The following is a 15,615-nucleotide window of genomic DNA, read 5'->3' as shown; positions in this document are numbered from 1 at the left end:
ATTCTCACATCTAAAGGTTCATTGATGCGTCAAGAAATTTTTGGATTTTGAAAGTAGCGATCGCCCTTACTACAGCAACTTATTCTTTACAATCACTTCTTCTGCTTTCCATCCAGCCCATACTCCCGTTCCATCGCCCCCAGTATCCTCGCCTGCAACGCTGACAAATACGGCGATGCCTGTTTCCCCAACCCCTGCAACAGCCAATCCACAGCCGGGTCATGGTCTGCCACTTGTTGCAATCGCCGCAATCGCGTACATAACTGTTGCATAGACTTGCAATCGTCATCTAACAGTTCTAAAGATTTTAGGTGTTCTATCTTCACTGTGTAGTCACCGTCCCAGGTTTGAACTGTGCAACTAAAATCCCCAACATGAATAATCACACCCCAGTAACCACCTTTCCCCCGCAAATCTGGGTTATCTTTCGGGACAAGAATGCAGATTTCCCCTTCGCGGTAGGGATTGGGGATTTTGGTACGCTCTCGAATTCTGTCTACAACACTTTGGACTATGCGACCAGAGGGGATTTTATTTCCTGCTTCTTCTACCGCTTTGAGCCATACTTCTCGCTGTTGCTCTGGTTCCAAGTTTGTCAATGGCCGCACTTGCCTTTCATTCGTTGGCAGAATTTGTAAACCATTGGTTGACATTTTTTGAGCTTTCAAACCAGATTTACTGGTTTGGGCATTTTGTAAACCATTGGTTGACAAATTATCCATTATTTTCACAGATGCAATTTTTAACGCCGCCGCCATCCGCGTGAACCCAAACCTATCTTTGCAATACTCCTCAAATGTTTTGTGCGTTGAACGGTACAGACGGCGATCGCGCAACTCCATTAAAGCTTTCCCCGCTTCATAGAAAGCGTGTTCGACTTTCCGTTCCAAATTCAAGCGTTCGCGCTGCTCTTGTGGGGTTAATTCTTCTGAAGTAACATCTGATCCATCTGATATTACCTCCACCGCCGTTAATTCAACAGCTTTCACCTCAATGGTTTCTAATTGCTGGTCATCCGGCTGTTGAATTTTAGGAGCCGACTTTGAAGGAGTTGAAGCTGGGGCGGTGGTCTTTCTGCGAGTAGGGCTTTTGGTCATTATGCCACCTCCATCTTGAAGGTGGTTGAGGTAATATTTATTTGTGTCATCATAAGATTAACGTTTATTATCTGTCCCCAACGGTTCCAAGCAGGTTGGGGTTTTTCAATGCTTCTTCTATCTTTGCACCTCTTCTTACATGGGTAAACGTAAGAAAAAAACCAAAAATCGATTTCCTTGGTTGGAGTCAGAAAATTTATTTATGACTCATACTGGTCATGAGATAATCACCGATGCTGGTTGGGAGAAAATTATTTGGAGGGATGCTGCTAAATTCTTCCATCAGCAAACTATCTCTGATTGGCGTGAATCTTTTTTAGAGTGGGTCGATATCGCTGATTTAATTTCAGCACAGCAATTAAATATCGATTTAGATGATGATACCGCAGTAGATAAATTTTTAGAGAGCTACAACCCGCCAGAAATCAATTTAGTTGTTGCTAAGGCTGTCTATGAAGAACATTCCTGGGTAAGAGTTCTATTAATCTCTACCCCTGATGATGAAGAACCCTACTTTCATAATCATGAGATTGAGGCAATTCTCTTAGGCGTTCATTTACGAAGATATCTCAACGTTCATGACATCCCAATTATTAATGATTGCCAAGATGCTGTTCGATATCTGCAAGGTATGTATGCAAATATCGGTTGGCAACCAAGAAATTGCGTTTCTGTCGCTCATCGGCTGAAAATCGCTCAGGCAACTAAAGTTTACAACGAGCAGACTTGGGAGGAAGAATGGTCTCAAACAGAGGATAAAGAAGAACTTTAGCTTTACTTAATGTTTGAGTGGCTTATTGTCTGCTTTGATGTCCTTGGCACTCTGTATTAAAGCTCGAAAATTGTCTTTTATTCATTACTTAATAGTGAATGCTTCTTTCCACAAACCGAACAAATTATCTTGTTTTCACTACTTGTTCAGGACTGCTCAATCATTCACTATAGATAGGGCATTTAGACAACTTTAGTTAAATTTATTTGTTTAATAACAAGCTTTTAACATCCTAATAAACATGAAACCTATCAAAAAACCTGAGTTTCGCGCTCTCAAAAAGTCTGTTGTTTCACAACCAACGCCAGAAGAAGTCATTCCAGTAGAACCCGCAGTTGCTGGCGAACCTGCCATTGAGCAACAGCCCGATGCAGAAGTAGAAACTACAGCCCCACAACATATTTCCCGCTACGCTCCAGTACAAAATTATCCAGTTATACAATCTGTTGGCAATACTGGCTGGCAAGTTTCTGACATTTGGCGAGATTTACGGGTTGATAGTTTTTCTAATTAATTATCCGTCTTGAGATAGTTGTAATAATTAACGCATATATATGTTGATGCGTTGGTCAGCCTTTGCTAGATACTGATGCTTAGGCTACATACATATTTATCTTAAATAAGTAATGGATTTAAATTTTTGTAACCAGTCTTTCTTCATACATAGCAATAGTTAGAGCAATTTTATACTTGAGTTCTCAAGTGTTTACTTTTGATACTTATATATATGCAGGCGTATCTGAAGAACTTAGCTGCACCTTATCTAGGGCTTCTAGTCGCTCTATAATCAAACTTCTAACTTTGAGTCATAAATAAAACTCGATCTCAACAATACAATAACTCAACAGACATATATTAAATATTCCTATACTTTTAGCTTTGCTTGTTCTCTCACTTGCTTGCTGGTAAAGTGGTTATAACTGCATACTCAACCCATACTTGAAGAATCAAATATATCCATTAACCAAATCATTAGGCAGACAAAAGTAAATGAACCAGAGATCAAAATGCAAGATTTGGCAGCTAACTATTTCAGCATGTGTTGCATTAGTCTATTTAACTTTCGGAGGGCAAGCCAGATCTCAAACGTTTACACAAACAGGTGTTGTACTTCTATCACAAAATCCAAATAATACTTCTTCAACTCAAAATCTCTCTGCTGCTCAAGTGTTTCGCAATGCCTATGACAACCGATATACTTGGGATTCTAAGTTTCCAGGTTATACAGCAGCCGTAGAACTAAAGTATGGGAAGGAAACTTATAAAGGGCGTGTCCGTGTTAATCCAGATATGAGCGTGGAAGTAACTGGTATTGATCAAAAGGAACCACGTCAAATAGTGGAAAATTCATTAGGCATGATGCTGACTCACCGACGACGAGTTCCATTTGATAAAGCACACAAAAATAGTAATTTTAAATATGGTACAGCTAACCAGAGTGGATCTGTAGAAATTATTCAACAGCAAGGTAAAACAGAAGCTCGTTATCAAGTATCCGAAAACCAGCTAAAGCAAGTTAATCGTAGTATGGGTAATATGGCTGTTACTGTAGATGTTCTAAACTCTCAGAAAACATCAGCAGGTTATTTACCAACTCGCTATCGAACTACCTTTCGCAATCCCAAGTCTCAAGAAGTTTTAGGAGTAGAAGACTCTGAAGATAATTTTGAGAAAATTGGTGGATACTATGTGCTAACCCGTCAAATAATTAAAGACTTTCAGCAAGATAAGCTCATCAACGGAGCCGAGTTTCACTATACTGATGTTCAGTTATTAAGTAATTCCTGAACAGGAAATAACTGACAAATTTGTCATTTGTCTAAATACAATTAACAATGTAAAATCTATATGCAAATTTCAAAAATTTGCATATAGAAAATATTTAAATAGTTTATATTTTAAGATAATTCTAAAACATATATTTTTGTTAATTAACTATACTATATTTAATCAATATTCACATAACTAATTTATTAATTGTATGAAAAGTTTAGCTAAATTAAGGTTTTCAACAGTTTTTCAAAGTTTAGTTTTTTTAATAGCAATAGATAGTGGAATAACGCTCTATGCAAATCGTACTTTTGCCCAAATTATACCTGACACGACCTTACCAAACAATTCTAACGTCACAGTCTCTGGTAACACTAGTACTATTGATGGAGGTAGTATAGCAGGTAGCAACTTGTTCCACAGTTTTAAAGATTTTTCTATTCCTACTGGTTCTACTGCTTTTTTCGCTAATCCTGCAACTATTCAAAATATTATTAGTAGAGTAACGGGAAAATCTGTTTCTAATATTGATGGTTTGATTCGTGCAAACAGCACAGCTAACTTATTCTTGATTAATCCTAATGGAATAATTTTTGGAGCTAATGCTCAATTAGATATTGGAGGTTCATTTATTGCAAGTACAGCGAGTAGCTTAAGTTTTGCAGATGGTACTATATTCACTGTTCAACCATCACAAAGTCCGCCTATACTGACAATAAGTATTCCTATTGGATTGCAATTCGGTAATAACCCAGGGCAAATTTTAGTACAAGGTAATGGTCAAGGACTCAGATCAACATCTGACCTAATTGACACCAATATCGGGTTACGTGTGGAACCAAACCAAACTTTAGCATTAGTTGGCGGTAATGTGACACTCGATGGTGGGACTTTAAAAACGGCAGGTGGACGTATTGAATTAGGCAGTGTTGCTGCACCTGGTTTAGTCAATCTAAGTCCCATAGATAAAGGTTGGGCTTTAAGCTACAATCGAATCCAAAACTTCGGAGACATTCAACTGTTTCAACAGGCAGCAGTTGATGCTAGTGGAAAAGGTGGCGGTGATATTAATATTCAAGGAAGGAGAATTAGCTTAACTGGTGGTTCCCAAATTGAGAGCAGTACTTTAGGAATGAAAACTGGAGGGGCATTATTTATTGATGGAGCAGAATCAGTGAATTTAAGTGGAACCTCTCCACAAGGAATTATTACTGGTATTGGCGCTCAAGTTTACCCAGAAGCCAGTGGTACTGGTAGTAATTTAACGATAAAAACTAAGCGTTTAAATGTCCAAGATGGCGCACAAGTAACTATGTATACCCTTGGATCTGGCTCAGGGGGTAATTTAGAAATTTCTGCTGATGACTTAGTTGAACTAAAAGGAACTTCGCCAGATGGTTTCTTACTCAGTGGTTTGTACACTTCCGCACTTCCAGGATCTAGTGGTAATAGCGGCAACTTAACAATTAAGACTGGACAATTGCTTATTAAGGATGGCGCACAAATATCTTCTGGTACTTTGGGATCAGGATCAGGAGGTAACTTAACAGTTTTATCTCGTAATTCAGTAGAAGTAATGGGAATTTCATCAAAGAATAATACAAGATTTCCCAGCGCAATAGGAACTGTAGCTTCTCCAATAAGTACGGGTAATGGTGGCGATTTAGCGGTGGAAACACAGAGGTTAATTATTCAAGACGGAGCATTAATATCAACTGCTGCTTTAGGCAAGGGATCTGGCGGTAATTTATTTATTAGAGCAAATTCAATAAATTTAAGTAATCCTTCGTTACCTAATTTTCCACGACGTAGTGGCTTATCATCTCGCGCTGGAGGAGAAGGAAAAGCTGGTGATATATTTGTTGAAGCCAATCAGGTAGCTATTAAAGATAATGCTCAAATTACTGCAACAAATACAGGTAATGGCAGAGCAGGTTCCGTATATATTAATGGCAGATTTATTAACTTAAGTCGTCACGGAAGTATTAAAACGTCAAGCGTTTCTGGCAACGGCGGTGATATCTTTGTCAACTCACAAATTTTCCAGTTAAGCAATAGTGGTGTTGAAGCTACTGCTAGTGGGACTGGCGATGGCGGTAATATCGACATCACTACATTATTCTTAGTTGGCACAGAAAACAGCAATATAAAAGCCGATGCAGTTCAAGGGAATGGTGGTAATATCGATATCACTACACAATTACTGGTTTTCTCTCCTGATAGCTCTATTACCGCAAGTTCGCAGTTTGGGCTTGACGGCACAGTTAATATAAACTTTTCTTATCAAGATCCTACCCGTGGAGTTATAACAGTTCCTGAAATAGTTGAACAAAGCTCTACCATATCTTCAGGCTGCGCTGCACAATCAGTTATGGAACGAAACACGCTAACTGTGACTAACAACATCCCACTCCCTAACTTTGACGAGCATCTAGATAATCAATCTTTCTGGCAGAGAAATTCTATTTCAGTTGAGTCTATCAACCATACAGTCAAGCCACAATCATTTGTAATTCAAGAACCTATAAAAATTGTAGAAGCTCAAGGTTTTGTAATAGATCCTCAAGGAAATGTTGAACTAGTTGCAACAATGTCTAGTCAGACTCCTTCCAATATTTTTTCGGTTGCTAGTTCGTGTTCTTCAGTCGCTCCTGTAACAGGAGTGTTCCCATCAGTTATAGCAAATTAAAGCAATGATTAAATGGAAATATTGGCTAAAGTATGCGTTATTAAGCTTAATAGCCCTGTCATTAGTGTTAAGCCAATCATCTCTTTTATTAGCTCAGACAGCCAAAAAGGAAACATATTTACAGCAGGCTGAATTGCTAATCCAAATAGGTAAAAAACAATTTAATCAAGGTCAAGTAGCAGAGGCTCTTGACAGTTGGCAGCAAGCTACGAAAATTTACCGTCAGATTCAAGATCCTGAAGGCGTTAGCGGGAGCTTAATCAATCAAAATTTTGCATTAAAAAAATTAGGTTTACATTCTCAGGCTTGTAAAACACTTTTAGAAGCTCTAAGATTAGAAGCTTGGATATGTGACACAACACTTACTGAACTTAACAAACAGGAGAATTCAGAGTTAACAACAGCAATCCGAAAGCTAAAATTAACTCCCACTAATTTATTAGGCTTAAAAAGCTTGGGACAAGTATTACGTTTAGTCAATAAGCTACAGGAGTCTGAAGTAATTTTAGAGCAAACGCTAACACTTACTAAAGAAAAAACTTCAGAAAATATTGAGAATGATATTTTGCTATCTTTAGGTAATACAAAACATTCTATTTATCAAAGAGCGCAAGAAGAGTATAAATGGATAGAAGAACCACTTTACAGGGAAACTCTTATAAAGAGAATTCCACAAAAAGCACAAGAGTCAATTAATATATATCAAATCGTAGAAAATAATAACGCTCCTATAAATATAAAACTACAAGCACAACTGAATCATTTAGACTTATTGCTAGACTTTAATGAATGGTTAACAAATAACTTCAAACCAGCAGACATTCAAATAAAAGTTAGCCAACAAATTCAAACATTAATAAATATTATATTGCAAAACTCTTCAGCATTTTCTCAGTTACCAAAAGAACAATCTATTCAAGCTAAACTAAAATTTGCTAAAAATCTAAACAAAATTCAAAATGCATCATTACACTCCTTAGCTATTCAGTATGCTACATCTGCATTAGAAGTAGCTAAAAGTATTAACAGTAAAATATTAGAGTCTAAAAGTTTAGGAACTTTAGGGCAACTAGATTCAGAAAAATCACAAATATATTTTGAAAAAGCTGTCAATTTAGCTCAATCTATTAATGATGTAGAAACTGCTTATGAATGGCAAAGACAATTAGGTAATTTGTACCAAAAGCAGGGTAAATTTCTAGCAGCAATTCAAGTTTACGGTGCGGCCATTGATAGCGTGACACAAATTCGTAACAGTTTATTACTTAATAATTTAGATGCACAGCTTTTCTTTTATGAAAAAGTTGAGCCTATGTATCGCAATTATATGCGATTGCTGATAGCAGAAAAATATCCACATTTTGAACACCAAGTTGTAAAAACTAATCAGCAATTTCAACTGGCGCAATTGGAGGATTATCTTAAATGTGGCAAGCTCGACCTTGTTGCTTTGGATAAAATTGATAAATCCGCTGGTGTATCAGCAATTATTCACATTATCGATTTAGACGATACTATAGAAGTATTTGCTCAATTGCCTGACTCTTCTATTTATCACCACTCTGTTGACTCTAAGCTAGTCAAAGATCATACCCAAGCACTTCTGAGTATTTTACAAAATGAAGAACTTGTTTCCAATAGCGAGAATCTTATTCTTCCACATTCTCAAGCACTTCATAAGCACCTAATTGAACCCATAAAAAAAGTTTTGCCTTCAAGTGGAACTTTAGTATTTGTTCTAGACAAATCTTTTCAAAGTTTACCAATGAGTATACTTCATGATGGAAAAGATTATTTATTTCAACATTATAGCTCCTCAGAAACTTTAGGTTCTAGAGTTCGCCGTCCTCAAGCTTTGCATCAGGAACTTTCAAATGCTCTAATTGGGGGAATTTCTACTTTTGCTCCTAGCTTCTATGATCCTAACGTTTTTAAAGGGCTAAAACCTCTACCAGATGTGGAAGCGGAGATTGCAGATGTAAAAAGACAAACTAATTCTTCAATTGCTTTACTCAATGAAGAATTTAATACCCAAAGGTTGATCCAAGAACTAAACAAAAAAGACTTTAATATTATACACTTAACAACACACGCTCAATTTAGCTCTATTCGTACAAGAACAGGATTTTTAACTTGGGATGAATTAGTTAATGTAACCCGATTTGGTACTTTTCTTAAAAACCAGGCTCAAATCCATCAAGATGCAATTGAGTTATTGGTGCTAAGTGCTTGCCAAACGGCCAAAGGCAATAAGATGTCAGCACTAGGAATTGCTGGTGTAGCAGCACAAGCAGGTGCCAGAAGCATATTAGCTACTCTATGGTTAGTAGATTCTAAATCTAGTGTTGTTCTCATGAATGAATTTTATAAAAATCTTAAAAATGGTATTCCTAAAGCAGAGGCTTTAAGACTTGCACAAATCAGCTTGATGTCAATGCCTGAGTATAACAACCCTTACCATTGGGCCCCTTATCTGCTAGTAGGAAGCTGGTTGTAATAGTCTATTACCTCTAATCCTTCCTGTATCTTCTTTAACTCAGTTGGGTTGTTAATAGTTTTTAGTAACTCAAGTGCTTTTAAATATTGAGGCTTCGCTTGGTCTAGCAAACCTGCCTGAAAATAGCGATCACCCAGGACTCTATATATAGTTGGATTACGAGTATCTCTTGTAACTACATTGTTTAGCTTTTCAAGTGTTTCATCAAAAAGATTTCTGGCAATAAAGACAGCATCCATATCTAGAGCAGCTTCGTCTGGAGGAAGGTTTAGCTTGCTGATTTGGTCTATCGCGTCTACAATTCTTTTAATCTCTTCCTCTGATAATAATAAAACTACTGACTGATCTGCATTAGTAAGATTATCATTTTTATAAGCAAATACAACAATTTGACAAGTCCTTCCAGATGGTAAAGCTTTTTCTTCTAGAGGATAAGCTAATCTAGTCTGATTTATATCCCTTTCCCAACTAAACTCATGACAATCAAATCTTACTTTATAAGAAGTAGCACCTGTAACAGGAGTCCAAACAACTTCAGGTCGTGGTTTTAATGTGGGGATATGATAAGGATAAATAATTATCGGCTCATTATTTTCTGTCCCCCCTCCTTTGCGCGTTCTAGGGCAGAAGTTTCTGCTATCTATACGGCAAACAGAATCAGTTAAATAAGGTTTTTTACATTTATCCGAAGAAACAACTCCACTTGATAAATCTATAATTTTTCCCGTACTAAAACATAAAAATTTAATTTTACCTTCGTTCAAAACTTCTAATTTATCTCCATCACAAACCAAACTCCTTACTTCAAAGCGTTTGTCTCCTTTACTCATTACTCTTCCAAGTGGCGGGTTACAGCGAACCTGATTTCTTTTTTTCCTTGCTAACGGAACACCTGCCAATCCTGACAGGTCTTTTACAAGTAAAAAAAGCAAACAAAGCCCAACTAAAATTTTTGTACTACTTTTCACAACTTTACATATAAATAGTATGCTTTTATTTGCTGATTTTCTCATATCATGAGAATCTGGCTTAATTGATTATTTTAATACTTGCCAATCGTACTTTTAATTTTATTTTCTAAATATTACTTCTTAAGTATGCGATCTAGTAATTCTTGCCTCCAATTGAAAACTTCCGGCAAATTAGACTGAGCCAACATACATCCTTCTATATAAATTCTAGCAGTATCAATATCGCCTAAAGCTTCTTCAACTTGGGAAAGCAAGCATAAAGCATCTGTTCTTCCATCTAATTTAATCGCTTTTTCTAAATATTCCTTAGCCTCGTTTAATTTATTCTGCTTTAATCTTGCCCAACCTATATCCTTATACAAAGCTGCTTGAATTTCAGAATCTTTAGTCTTCTTTAAACCCTGCAATGCTAAAGTAACTGCGGCATCATGTTCACTATTTTTGTTTTTCAATCTTGATAAAGCAGCAACAGCAAGTACTGCCTCGTCACTCTCTTGAATAGCTAATTGATATTCTTTTTGAGCCAAATCATATTTCTGCTGATCTTCATAAAAGTTACCTAATCCGTAATGCGATTCCCAATTGTTAGGTTTTAGCTTGAAAGCTTTTTCATAGTTTTCAACCACACACTTAGCATCTTGCAAACGTTGGCAAACTAGAGCTAAGTTACTATATGCAGCCGCATCTTTAGGATTATATTGGATTGATTGTTCAAAATACGTTCTGGCTCTCATAGGATTATCTATATTTCTAGAAGCCCTGCCAAAGTAAAATTCTGAGACTTCAAATTTAAGTTGAGGATTAATTTTTATAGCCCATTTAAAAAACTCTTGTGCCTCCTGAGAATTATTTGCTGCCTCTAACTTTTGCCCTTGAACTATTAAATAGTTAGTTAGGAAAGGTATTGATAAAAATACAACACCAAAAAATCCTAAACTAATCAATACCCATTTACTATATTTAAATACTTTAGAATGAGTTAATTTATAATTTTCAATTTGCTGAGGCAGTTTATCTAATCGTTGTAAAATGACTTCAGTAGTTTGTGGACGTAGCCCTGGAAACGGAGCCATTAATTCATCAAGAAAATCAGCAAAGGGTTTATCAATCTGAGGTGCTTTATTTCTCCAAATTAAGTTTCCGGTTATTTCATCAGTTGGTAAGTCAAGTAGAGAAATCCCAGTAAGTAAATTTACAAAGGTTCGACCTAAAGCATAGAAATCTGATTGTGGTACAGCTTTGCCATTTATTTGTTCTGGTGGAGTATAACAAGCTGTAATAATAGATGTAATCTCGTAAGTACCTACCCTTTTACTAGTTCCTCCACTTCCACTCACTTTTGATAAATAAGTATCTGTCACTCGCCGTGCTGTACCAAAGTCAACCAATGCTAATTGACCATCTGGCTGAAGAATTATGTTAGTAGGTTTAATATCCCGATGAAAAAATTCAGTATGATGTACTACGTCAAGAATTTTAACTAACTGCTGAAGCCAATCTAAGGCTACAGATTGAGAAATTCGTCCGTTAGATTCTAACCATTCAGCTAAGTTTTGCCCCTCAATTTTGTCCATGACTAAGCAACGAAGCTCTAAAGGACTATTGTTAGGAACAAAAGCGAAGAAATCATCTATGCTACTTCTAGGAATATTTGGATGACGGATTCTTCGTAGAGTAATAGATTCCTTCTCAATCATCTCCCGTAGTTTAGATGAGTTCCATTTCAGAACTTTCACCACTCGCCGCTTACGCACAGGATTCAATTGTGTACCAAAGTCCTCTATTTCAAAAACTTCAAAGTAACTGCGTGGATCATCAGTAAGTGGCCTTAGCGGTTTGATAAGCCGAATACGGTTGTTAATTAGCAGTGAAGTTCCACAACTTATACAAGTGTCAACGTTATCTACATTCTCCCGATGAGCGCAAAGGGGATTAATACAGTAACTCATATTTCAATATCGGTAAGCACAGTACACTCCCCTTGAGCCAGGACAATACACTCTTTTTGAGGCAGATCTCTACTTTTACATACAACTCCAGAAGTGCCAATTTAAGGTTCTAGTCACTCTTGTCTGAACTACTTGTCTCACGCTGGCATCACAAAAAACCAACATTTACATACAAAAATTTAGAAAGCTAAACAAGTAACTTTTTAAAAATTAATATAGTACTTTTTAGTAAGAAAATAGATCGAAACGGTGAAAATCAGGATATCATCAGGTAAAATTCACATAACTGGTTTCATTCAGACTCGTCTACAAAATACTTTGTACGGGCATTGATTTATACTAAAGTGAGAGAAGTAGTACGGTTATGACTTTTAGTACTAATTTTAAATCACAGTATCCAAAGCCTTTCTCTATTAATTTGAGACAGCAAGACGCTCCAACATTACTTTTTACGCCAAAAGTAACTTTTGACCTAGCTTTAGCTGTAGTAAATAAATTGGTATTTGCCGAAAAAAGTAGATATTTGTCCGAGGCTGAAGTCGCTGTTATGAAGGGAGCCTGGGATGATGATGAGTACGACTACATAGCAAATAACTCTACTTATAGCCTTAACTACTTACAAAGAGGCATAGCTCCTCGGCTATGGGATTTACTTTCAGAAACTATAGGGCGTGGTCAACGAGTTGGAAAAAAAAATTTACGAATTATTTTAGAACAATTTACTGAAGAGTATTATATTAACCTTGCAACGAATGAATCGCAAAAATCTGTAGAAGTTAAGGGGTCTATTCCTTCTTACAAAGCTAATTTCTATGGACGGACAGAAGAATTAGCTCAACTTAAGGAGTTAGTAACTAAACAGCGATGCGTCATGTTAGTGGGAGTAGCTGGAATTGGTAAAAGTGCCTTAGCAACAAAATTCCTTGAAGACCTTAGTGCAGAGTTTCAGCCCAATTTTAGTTGCTTGATTTGGAAATCTGTATCTCATGCACCTTCACTTCAAGACTTAGTGATTGAGTTAATAGAACTAATACAACCTTGTGAATCCGAGTTAAGTTTACCTAATAATAATACTCAGGCAATAATATCCCTTTTGATTAAACAATTACGCTCACGCAAGTGCTTGCTGGTATTAGATGCTTTCGATGCTTTGTTTCAAAAAAATGTTTTTCAAGAAAAACTAGATTACAGTTTATTTTTTCGACGCTTGATACAAGATTTGAATCAAAGTTGCTTACTTTTGACTAGTCGATTTTTACCTGATGAATTTGATGATTTGATAACTCCAAATTCTCTAATTCAAGAGTTAAAAATAGAAGGCTTAGATACAAAATCAGCAATACAGCTTTTAACTGAGAAAGGATTGACGGATAAAGAAAATTGCACTCGAATAGCTAAAGTTTACCGAGGTAATCCGTCAGAATTAGAAGCAGTAGTGCATAGAGTTAATCATTTTTTTGCTGGGAACGCTAAATTATTTCTTGATAATAAGAGTACAATTTTTAGTAGTAAATTTGAAGCAGCACTTAATCAAATGTTTGGAGATTTATTAAGTTTGACTCAGCGTCAAATCTTAATTTATATAGCTGAAGAAATAGTACAAAGCCAAAAACCAATTGGTTTTAGTAAGTTGTTAAAAGATATGAAAATTAAACATAACTTAGTAACGACTCTAGAACTAATAAAGGCAATAGAAAAACTTGAGAGGCAATCTTTAGTTGAGACTATCAAAGACCCTATTACACAAGAAATTAGTTTTAATTTGCAACCCATCATTAAAAAATATATTGAGATAGATCCCATTGGGGCAGTACATGAATCCAATAACTGTTACCCAAAAATAGCGATCGCATCTTAACAGGAGTTTTTATGATCGCAGGAAAACTAGAAGTAACAATCAAAATCAACGAATTACCACAAGCTCAGACAGTAGAAAACAACTGTCAACAGTTTGAGATTGACTGTAACGGACGCATCATAACAGTCACAGTTAAACCAAAGATTTGGAAGAAGCTGACCGAGGTTGCAAATAGCTATCCCCAATGGATAGAAGCAATCTCCAGTCAACTAGGTCAGCTAATCCAGCAGGGGTTCGTCTTAACCGACCCAATATTCAAGTTTCCGAGCGCAAGCCCAAGATGGAGGCAACGGCTCAACCAGGGGCAGCTTGAGAAAAACCCTAAATCCATAGGGCAAATTAATAGTTGTATGAAATTGGAGGTAACGAAAGTAAACAATCAAAATCTCACTAGATGCGAAAAGAAGCAAAGTTCTGTAAGATCAAGCTTGTCCATGTATAAACCCAAGAATGGAGGAAAAAGCTCATACATAAAAATGTAGGCAAAACCTACTAAGGAGTAGTGCTTTGCCTGAAGTCGAAACAATCGAATAATTCCAGAGCGGGGTTGATCTCGGAATGACGAAGAAAGTGGGGTTTAAAGTTTGCCGACTTAAACCACTAACTTGTCAAAAGATACCCACGCTGCTTTGCTATTGCCATTATACTCTAAAGGTATACGCAAGGTTAGTTTTTGCTGACCGTTTGTGGCATTTTGGCAAAAAATTTATATTTCTTTTTAGTAAATTTTTGTAAAGCAGTGTCATCAAGATTAATCCAGAGTTCATAAACTAGAGCCAGATTTACTCATGGGTCTATTTTTCATTGCGAGACTATCACCTCTTGAGGTCAAAAGATAGGCTATTGAGTGCATAGACGCTTTGCGACAAGTCGCAGACATCGCACTTCCCGTAACAGCTAGAACTCTAGCTATTTTGGATTGCTGAGTTTTAACTCTGGATAAAACCCCCTCTGAACCTTGTAAACCAAGAATCAGGGGAAAAATACCATGAAAAAGAACAATCCACCAGTAAAAGATGCTGGTAGGGTAAGGCTGTCAGGTGTGGTAACTGCACCATACGAACACAGCCAGAATGAGCAATGGAAAGAAATACTGATAGGTTCGTTTGTCGAAACGCGCTTTAAAAATGTCTTAGCTAGAGCCACAGTATTGCCAAGAGTGGATTGGTTCTGGCATCAAGAAAGCAGTCTGCATCTGTGCGAGGAAGCAGCAGCAATTATTGCAGATAACGCCAATGATTACAGGCAGATATTGATTAAACATAATCAACTTGCCAGTACCCTGCCAGATTTAGATCCTGTTGCAGAAGTGTTGCTGTTGGTTTCGCCCTCTTCAAATTTTGTGTTTGGCACAGTGTTAGAAACTCTTGAAATGTTCAGCACCCACATTCTGTTTGTGCAGAAGGAGCAACAAAGCAGGGGAGAAACTGTGCAAGAGTGCTTAAGGCATAGCTCAGGAACGAAGTTCTCCATCGCACCCCATAACTGGGATGTCACCAAGCCAACCTCAAAAGTTTATGCCAATAGTGCTGGGGGTTGCATTTAATGAGCCAAACCCCAAGTGAATACCCCAATAATCTCACCGCAGCCGAGTATCATGAGTTGGCGGTGGGCAGTGCAATTCATCCGGCACTGATTGAGAGCAACTTCTTCCATATTGAGGGAGAAACAGTTTACGATTATCTATTCATTTCACCATTACTCCCCAGGAAAAACGCAGGTCGAGTAACTGATGGGCTATTGAAGCTATATCTGCATTTGATGGCTGGGGGAATGTGGATTGCTTCGCTAGATCCATATAATGACTGGAAACCAATGGAGTGGGGCAGGATGAAACCCACCCAACCAAGAATTGATTGGGAAAAAGGTAAACCAGTTAAGTACGAGTCGCCCCCGAAAGTACCCAACCGTGTTACTTATTTTGATATTGCCAACTGCATCTGGGATTTAGTAGCGCGGCGGTACAACATTAAACGCTATGATTCGCCTTTAGCCCGACGCTTACAAGATAG

At 37.1% G+C, this 15,615-nt stretch carries 11 protein-coding genes and 1 pseudogene; 9 read left to right on the top strand and 3 right to left on the bottom strand.

Annotated elements, in window-relative coordinates:
* Nucleotides 1-92: 92 nt before the first annotated feature.
* A complete protein-coding gene (locus H6G76_RS33810) occupies nt 93-1,097 on the bottom strand; it encodes a hypothetical protein (protein WP_190710561.1) in 1,005 nt (334 codons plus the stop codon).
* A gap of 139 nt (nt 1,098-1,236) precedes the next feature.
* On the opposite strand from H6G76_RS33810, the gene H6G76_RS33805 reads away from it, so the two are divergent.
* The 5 genes from H6G76_RS33805 (at nt 1,237) to H6G76_RS33785 (ending at nt 8,825) form a co-directional block, all read left to right on the top strand.
* Complete coding sequence (locus H6G76_RS33805) at nt 1,237-1,869, top strand: hypothetical protein (RefSeq protein ID WP_190710559.1); 633 nt, start codon at nt 1,237-1,239, stop codon at nt 1,867-1,869.
* A gap of 241 nt (nt 1,870-2,110) precedes the next feature.
* Complete coding sequence (locus tag H6G76_RS33800; RefSeq protein ID WP_190710556.1) at nt 2,111-2,383, top strand: hypothetical protein; 273 nt, start codon at nt 2,111-2,113, stop codon at nt 2,381-2,383.
* Between the two features lie 476 nt (nt 2,384-2,859).
* Nucleotides 2,860-3,657, top strand: coding sequence for a DUF3386 domain-containing protein (locus H6G76_RS33795; protein WP_190710555.1), 798 nt, complete (start codon nt 2,860-2,862; stop codon nt 3,655-3,657).
* Between the two features lie 193 nt (nt 3,658-3,850).
* Nucleotides 3,851-6,328 (top strand): filamentous hemagglutinin N-terminal domain-containing protein, encoded by a 2,478-nt coding sequence (locus tag H6G76_RS33790; RefSeq protein WP_190710553.1) that lies wholly within the window; start codon nt 3,851-3,853, stop codon nt 6,326-6,328.
* A 4-nt stretch (nt 6,329-6,332) separates the two neighbouring features.
* Nucleotides 6,333-8,825, top strand: coding sequence for a CHAT domain-containing protein (locus tag H6G76_RS33785; RefSeq protein WP_190710552.1), 2,493 nt, complete (start codon nt 6,333-6,335; stop codon nt 8,823-8,825).
* Here the strand turns inward: H6G76_RS33785 and H6G76_RS33780 are convergent.
* Nucleotides 8,798-9,838 carry a lipopolysaccharide assembly protein LapB gene (locus H6G76_RS33780; RefSeq protein WP_190710549.1) on the bottom strand — a complete coding sequence of 347 codons (1,041 nt, stop codon included), beginning with the start codon at nt 9,836-9,838 and terminating at the stop codon, nt 8,798-8,800. The genes H6G76_RS33785 and H6G76_RS33780 overlap by 28 nt on opposite strands.
* A gap of 71 nt (nt 9,839-9,909) precedes the next feature.
* Entirely contained in the window at nt 9,910-11,745 is a 1,836-nt protein-coding gene (locus H6G76_RS33775; protein ID WP_190710548.1) for a serine/threonine-protein kinase, read from the bottom strand.
* A gap of 364 nt (nt 11,746-12,109) precedes the next feature.
* Between H6G76_RS33775 and H6G76_RS33770 the strand changes: the two genes are divergently transcribed.
* The 4 genes and pseudogenes from H6G76_RS33770 to H6G76_RS33755 all read left to right on the top strand — a co-directional run.
* Nucleotides 12,110-13,603, top strand: coding sequence for an NACHT domain-containing protein (locus tag H6G76_RS33770; RefSeq protein WP_190710546.1), 1,494 nt, complete (start codon nt 12,110-12,112; stop codon nt 13,601-13,603).
* 184 nt (nt 13,604-13,787) lie between these two features.
* A complete protein-coding gene (locus H6G76_RS37935) occupies nt 13,788-13,916 on the top strand; it encodes a hypothetical protein (RefSeq protein ID WP_277883157.1) in 129 nt (42 codons plus the stop codon).
* Nucleotides 13,917-14,591: 675 nt separating this feature from the next.
* Nucleotides 14,592-15,149: a hypothetical protein gene (locus H6G76_RS33760; RefSeq protein ID WP_190710545.1), complete on the top strand. Its 558-nt coding sequence runs from the start codon at nt 14,592-14,594 to the stop codon at nt 15,147-15,149.
* Nucleotides 15,149-15,615, top strand: a pseudogene (locus tag H6G76_RS33755) (bifunctional DNA primase/helicase); the annotation flags it as partial. The gene H6G76_RS33760 and the pseudogene H6G76_RS33755, both read left to right, overlap by 1 nt.

It is taken from the genome of Nostoc sp. FACHB-152 (genome assembly GCF_014697475.1).
Classification (GTDB): Bacteria; Cyanobacteriota; Cyanobacteriia; order Cyanobacteriales; family Nostocaceae; genus Nostoc_B.
Note: the sequence above shows the minus strand (reverse complement) of the source record. Positions and strands in the feature narration are given on the sequence as shown.

What these genes read in the sequence shown, in the direction of transcription:
- H6G76_RS33780 (WP_190710549.1), bottom strand. Translation starts at nt 9,838, where the DNA reads ATGAGAAAATCAGCAAATAAAAGCATACTATTTATATGTAAAGTTGTG.
- H6G76_RS33800 (WP_190710556.1), top strand. Translation starts at nt 2,111, where the DNA reads ATGAAACCTATCAAAAAACCTGAGTTTCGCGCTCTCAAAAAGTCTGTT.
- H6G76_RS33805 (WP_190710559.1), top strand. Translation starts at nt 1,237, where the DNA reads ATGGGTAAACGTAAGAAAAAAACCAAAAATCGATTTCCTTGGTTGGAG.
- H6G76_RS33775 (WP_190710548.1), bottom strand. Translation starts at nt 11,745, where the DNA reads ATGAGTTACTGTATTAATCCCCTTTGCGCTCATCGGGAGAATGTAGAT.
- H6G76_RS33760 (WP_190710545.1), top strand. Translation starts at nt 14,592, where the DNA reads ATGAAAAAGAACAATCCACCAGTAAAAGATGCTGGTAGGGTAAGGCTG.
- H6G76_RS33810 (WP_190710561.1), bottom strand. Translation starts at nt 1,097, where the DNA reads ATGACCAAAAGCCCTACTCGCAGAAAGACCACCGCCCCAGCTTCAACT.
- H6G76_RS33790 (WP_190710553.1), top strand. Translation starts at nt 3,851, where the DNA reads ATGAAAAGTTTAGCTAAATTAAGGTTTTCAACAGTTTTTCAAAGTTTA.
- H6G76_RS33770 (WP_190710546.1), top strand. Translation starts at nt 12,110, where the DNA reads ATGACTTTTAGTACTAATTTTAAATCACAGTATCCAAAGCCTTTCTCT.
- H6G76_RS37935 (WP_277883157.1), top strand. Translation starts at nt 13,788, where the DNA reads ATGGATAGAAGCAATCTCCAGTCAACTAGGTCAGCTAATCCAGCAGGG.
- H6G76_RS33785 (WP_190710552.1), top strand. Translation starts at nt 6,333, where the DNA reads ATGATTAAATGGAAATATTGGCTAAAGTATGCGTTATTAAGCTTAATA.
- H6G76_RS33795 (WP_190710555.1), top strand. Translation starts at nt 2,860, where the DNA reads ATGAACCAGAGATCAAAATGCAAGATTTGGCAGCTAACTATTTCAGCA.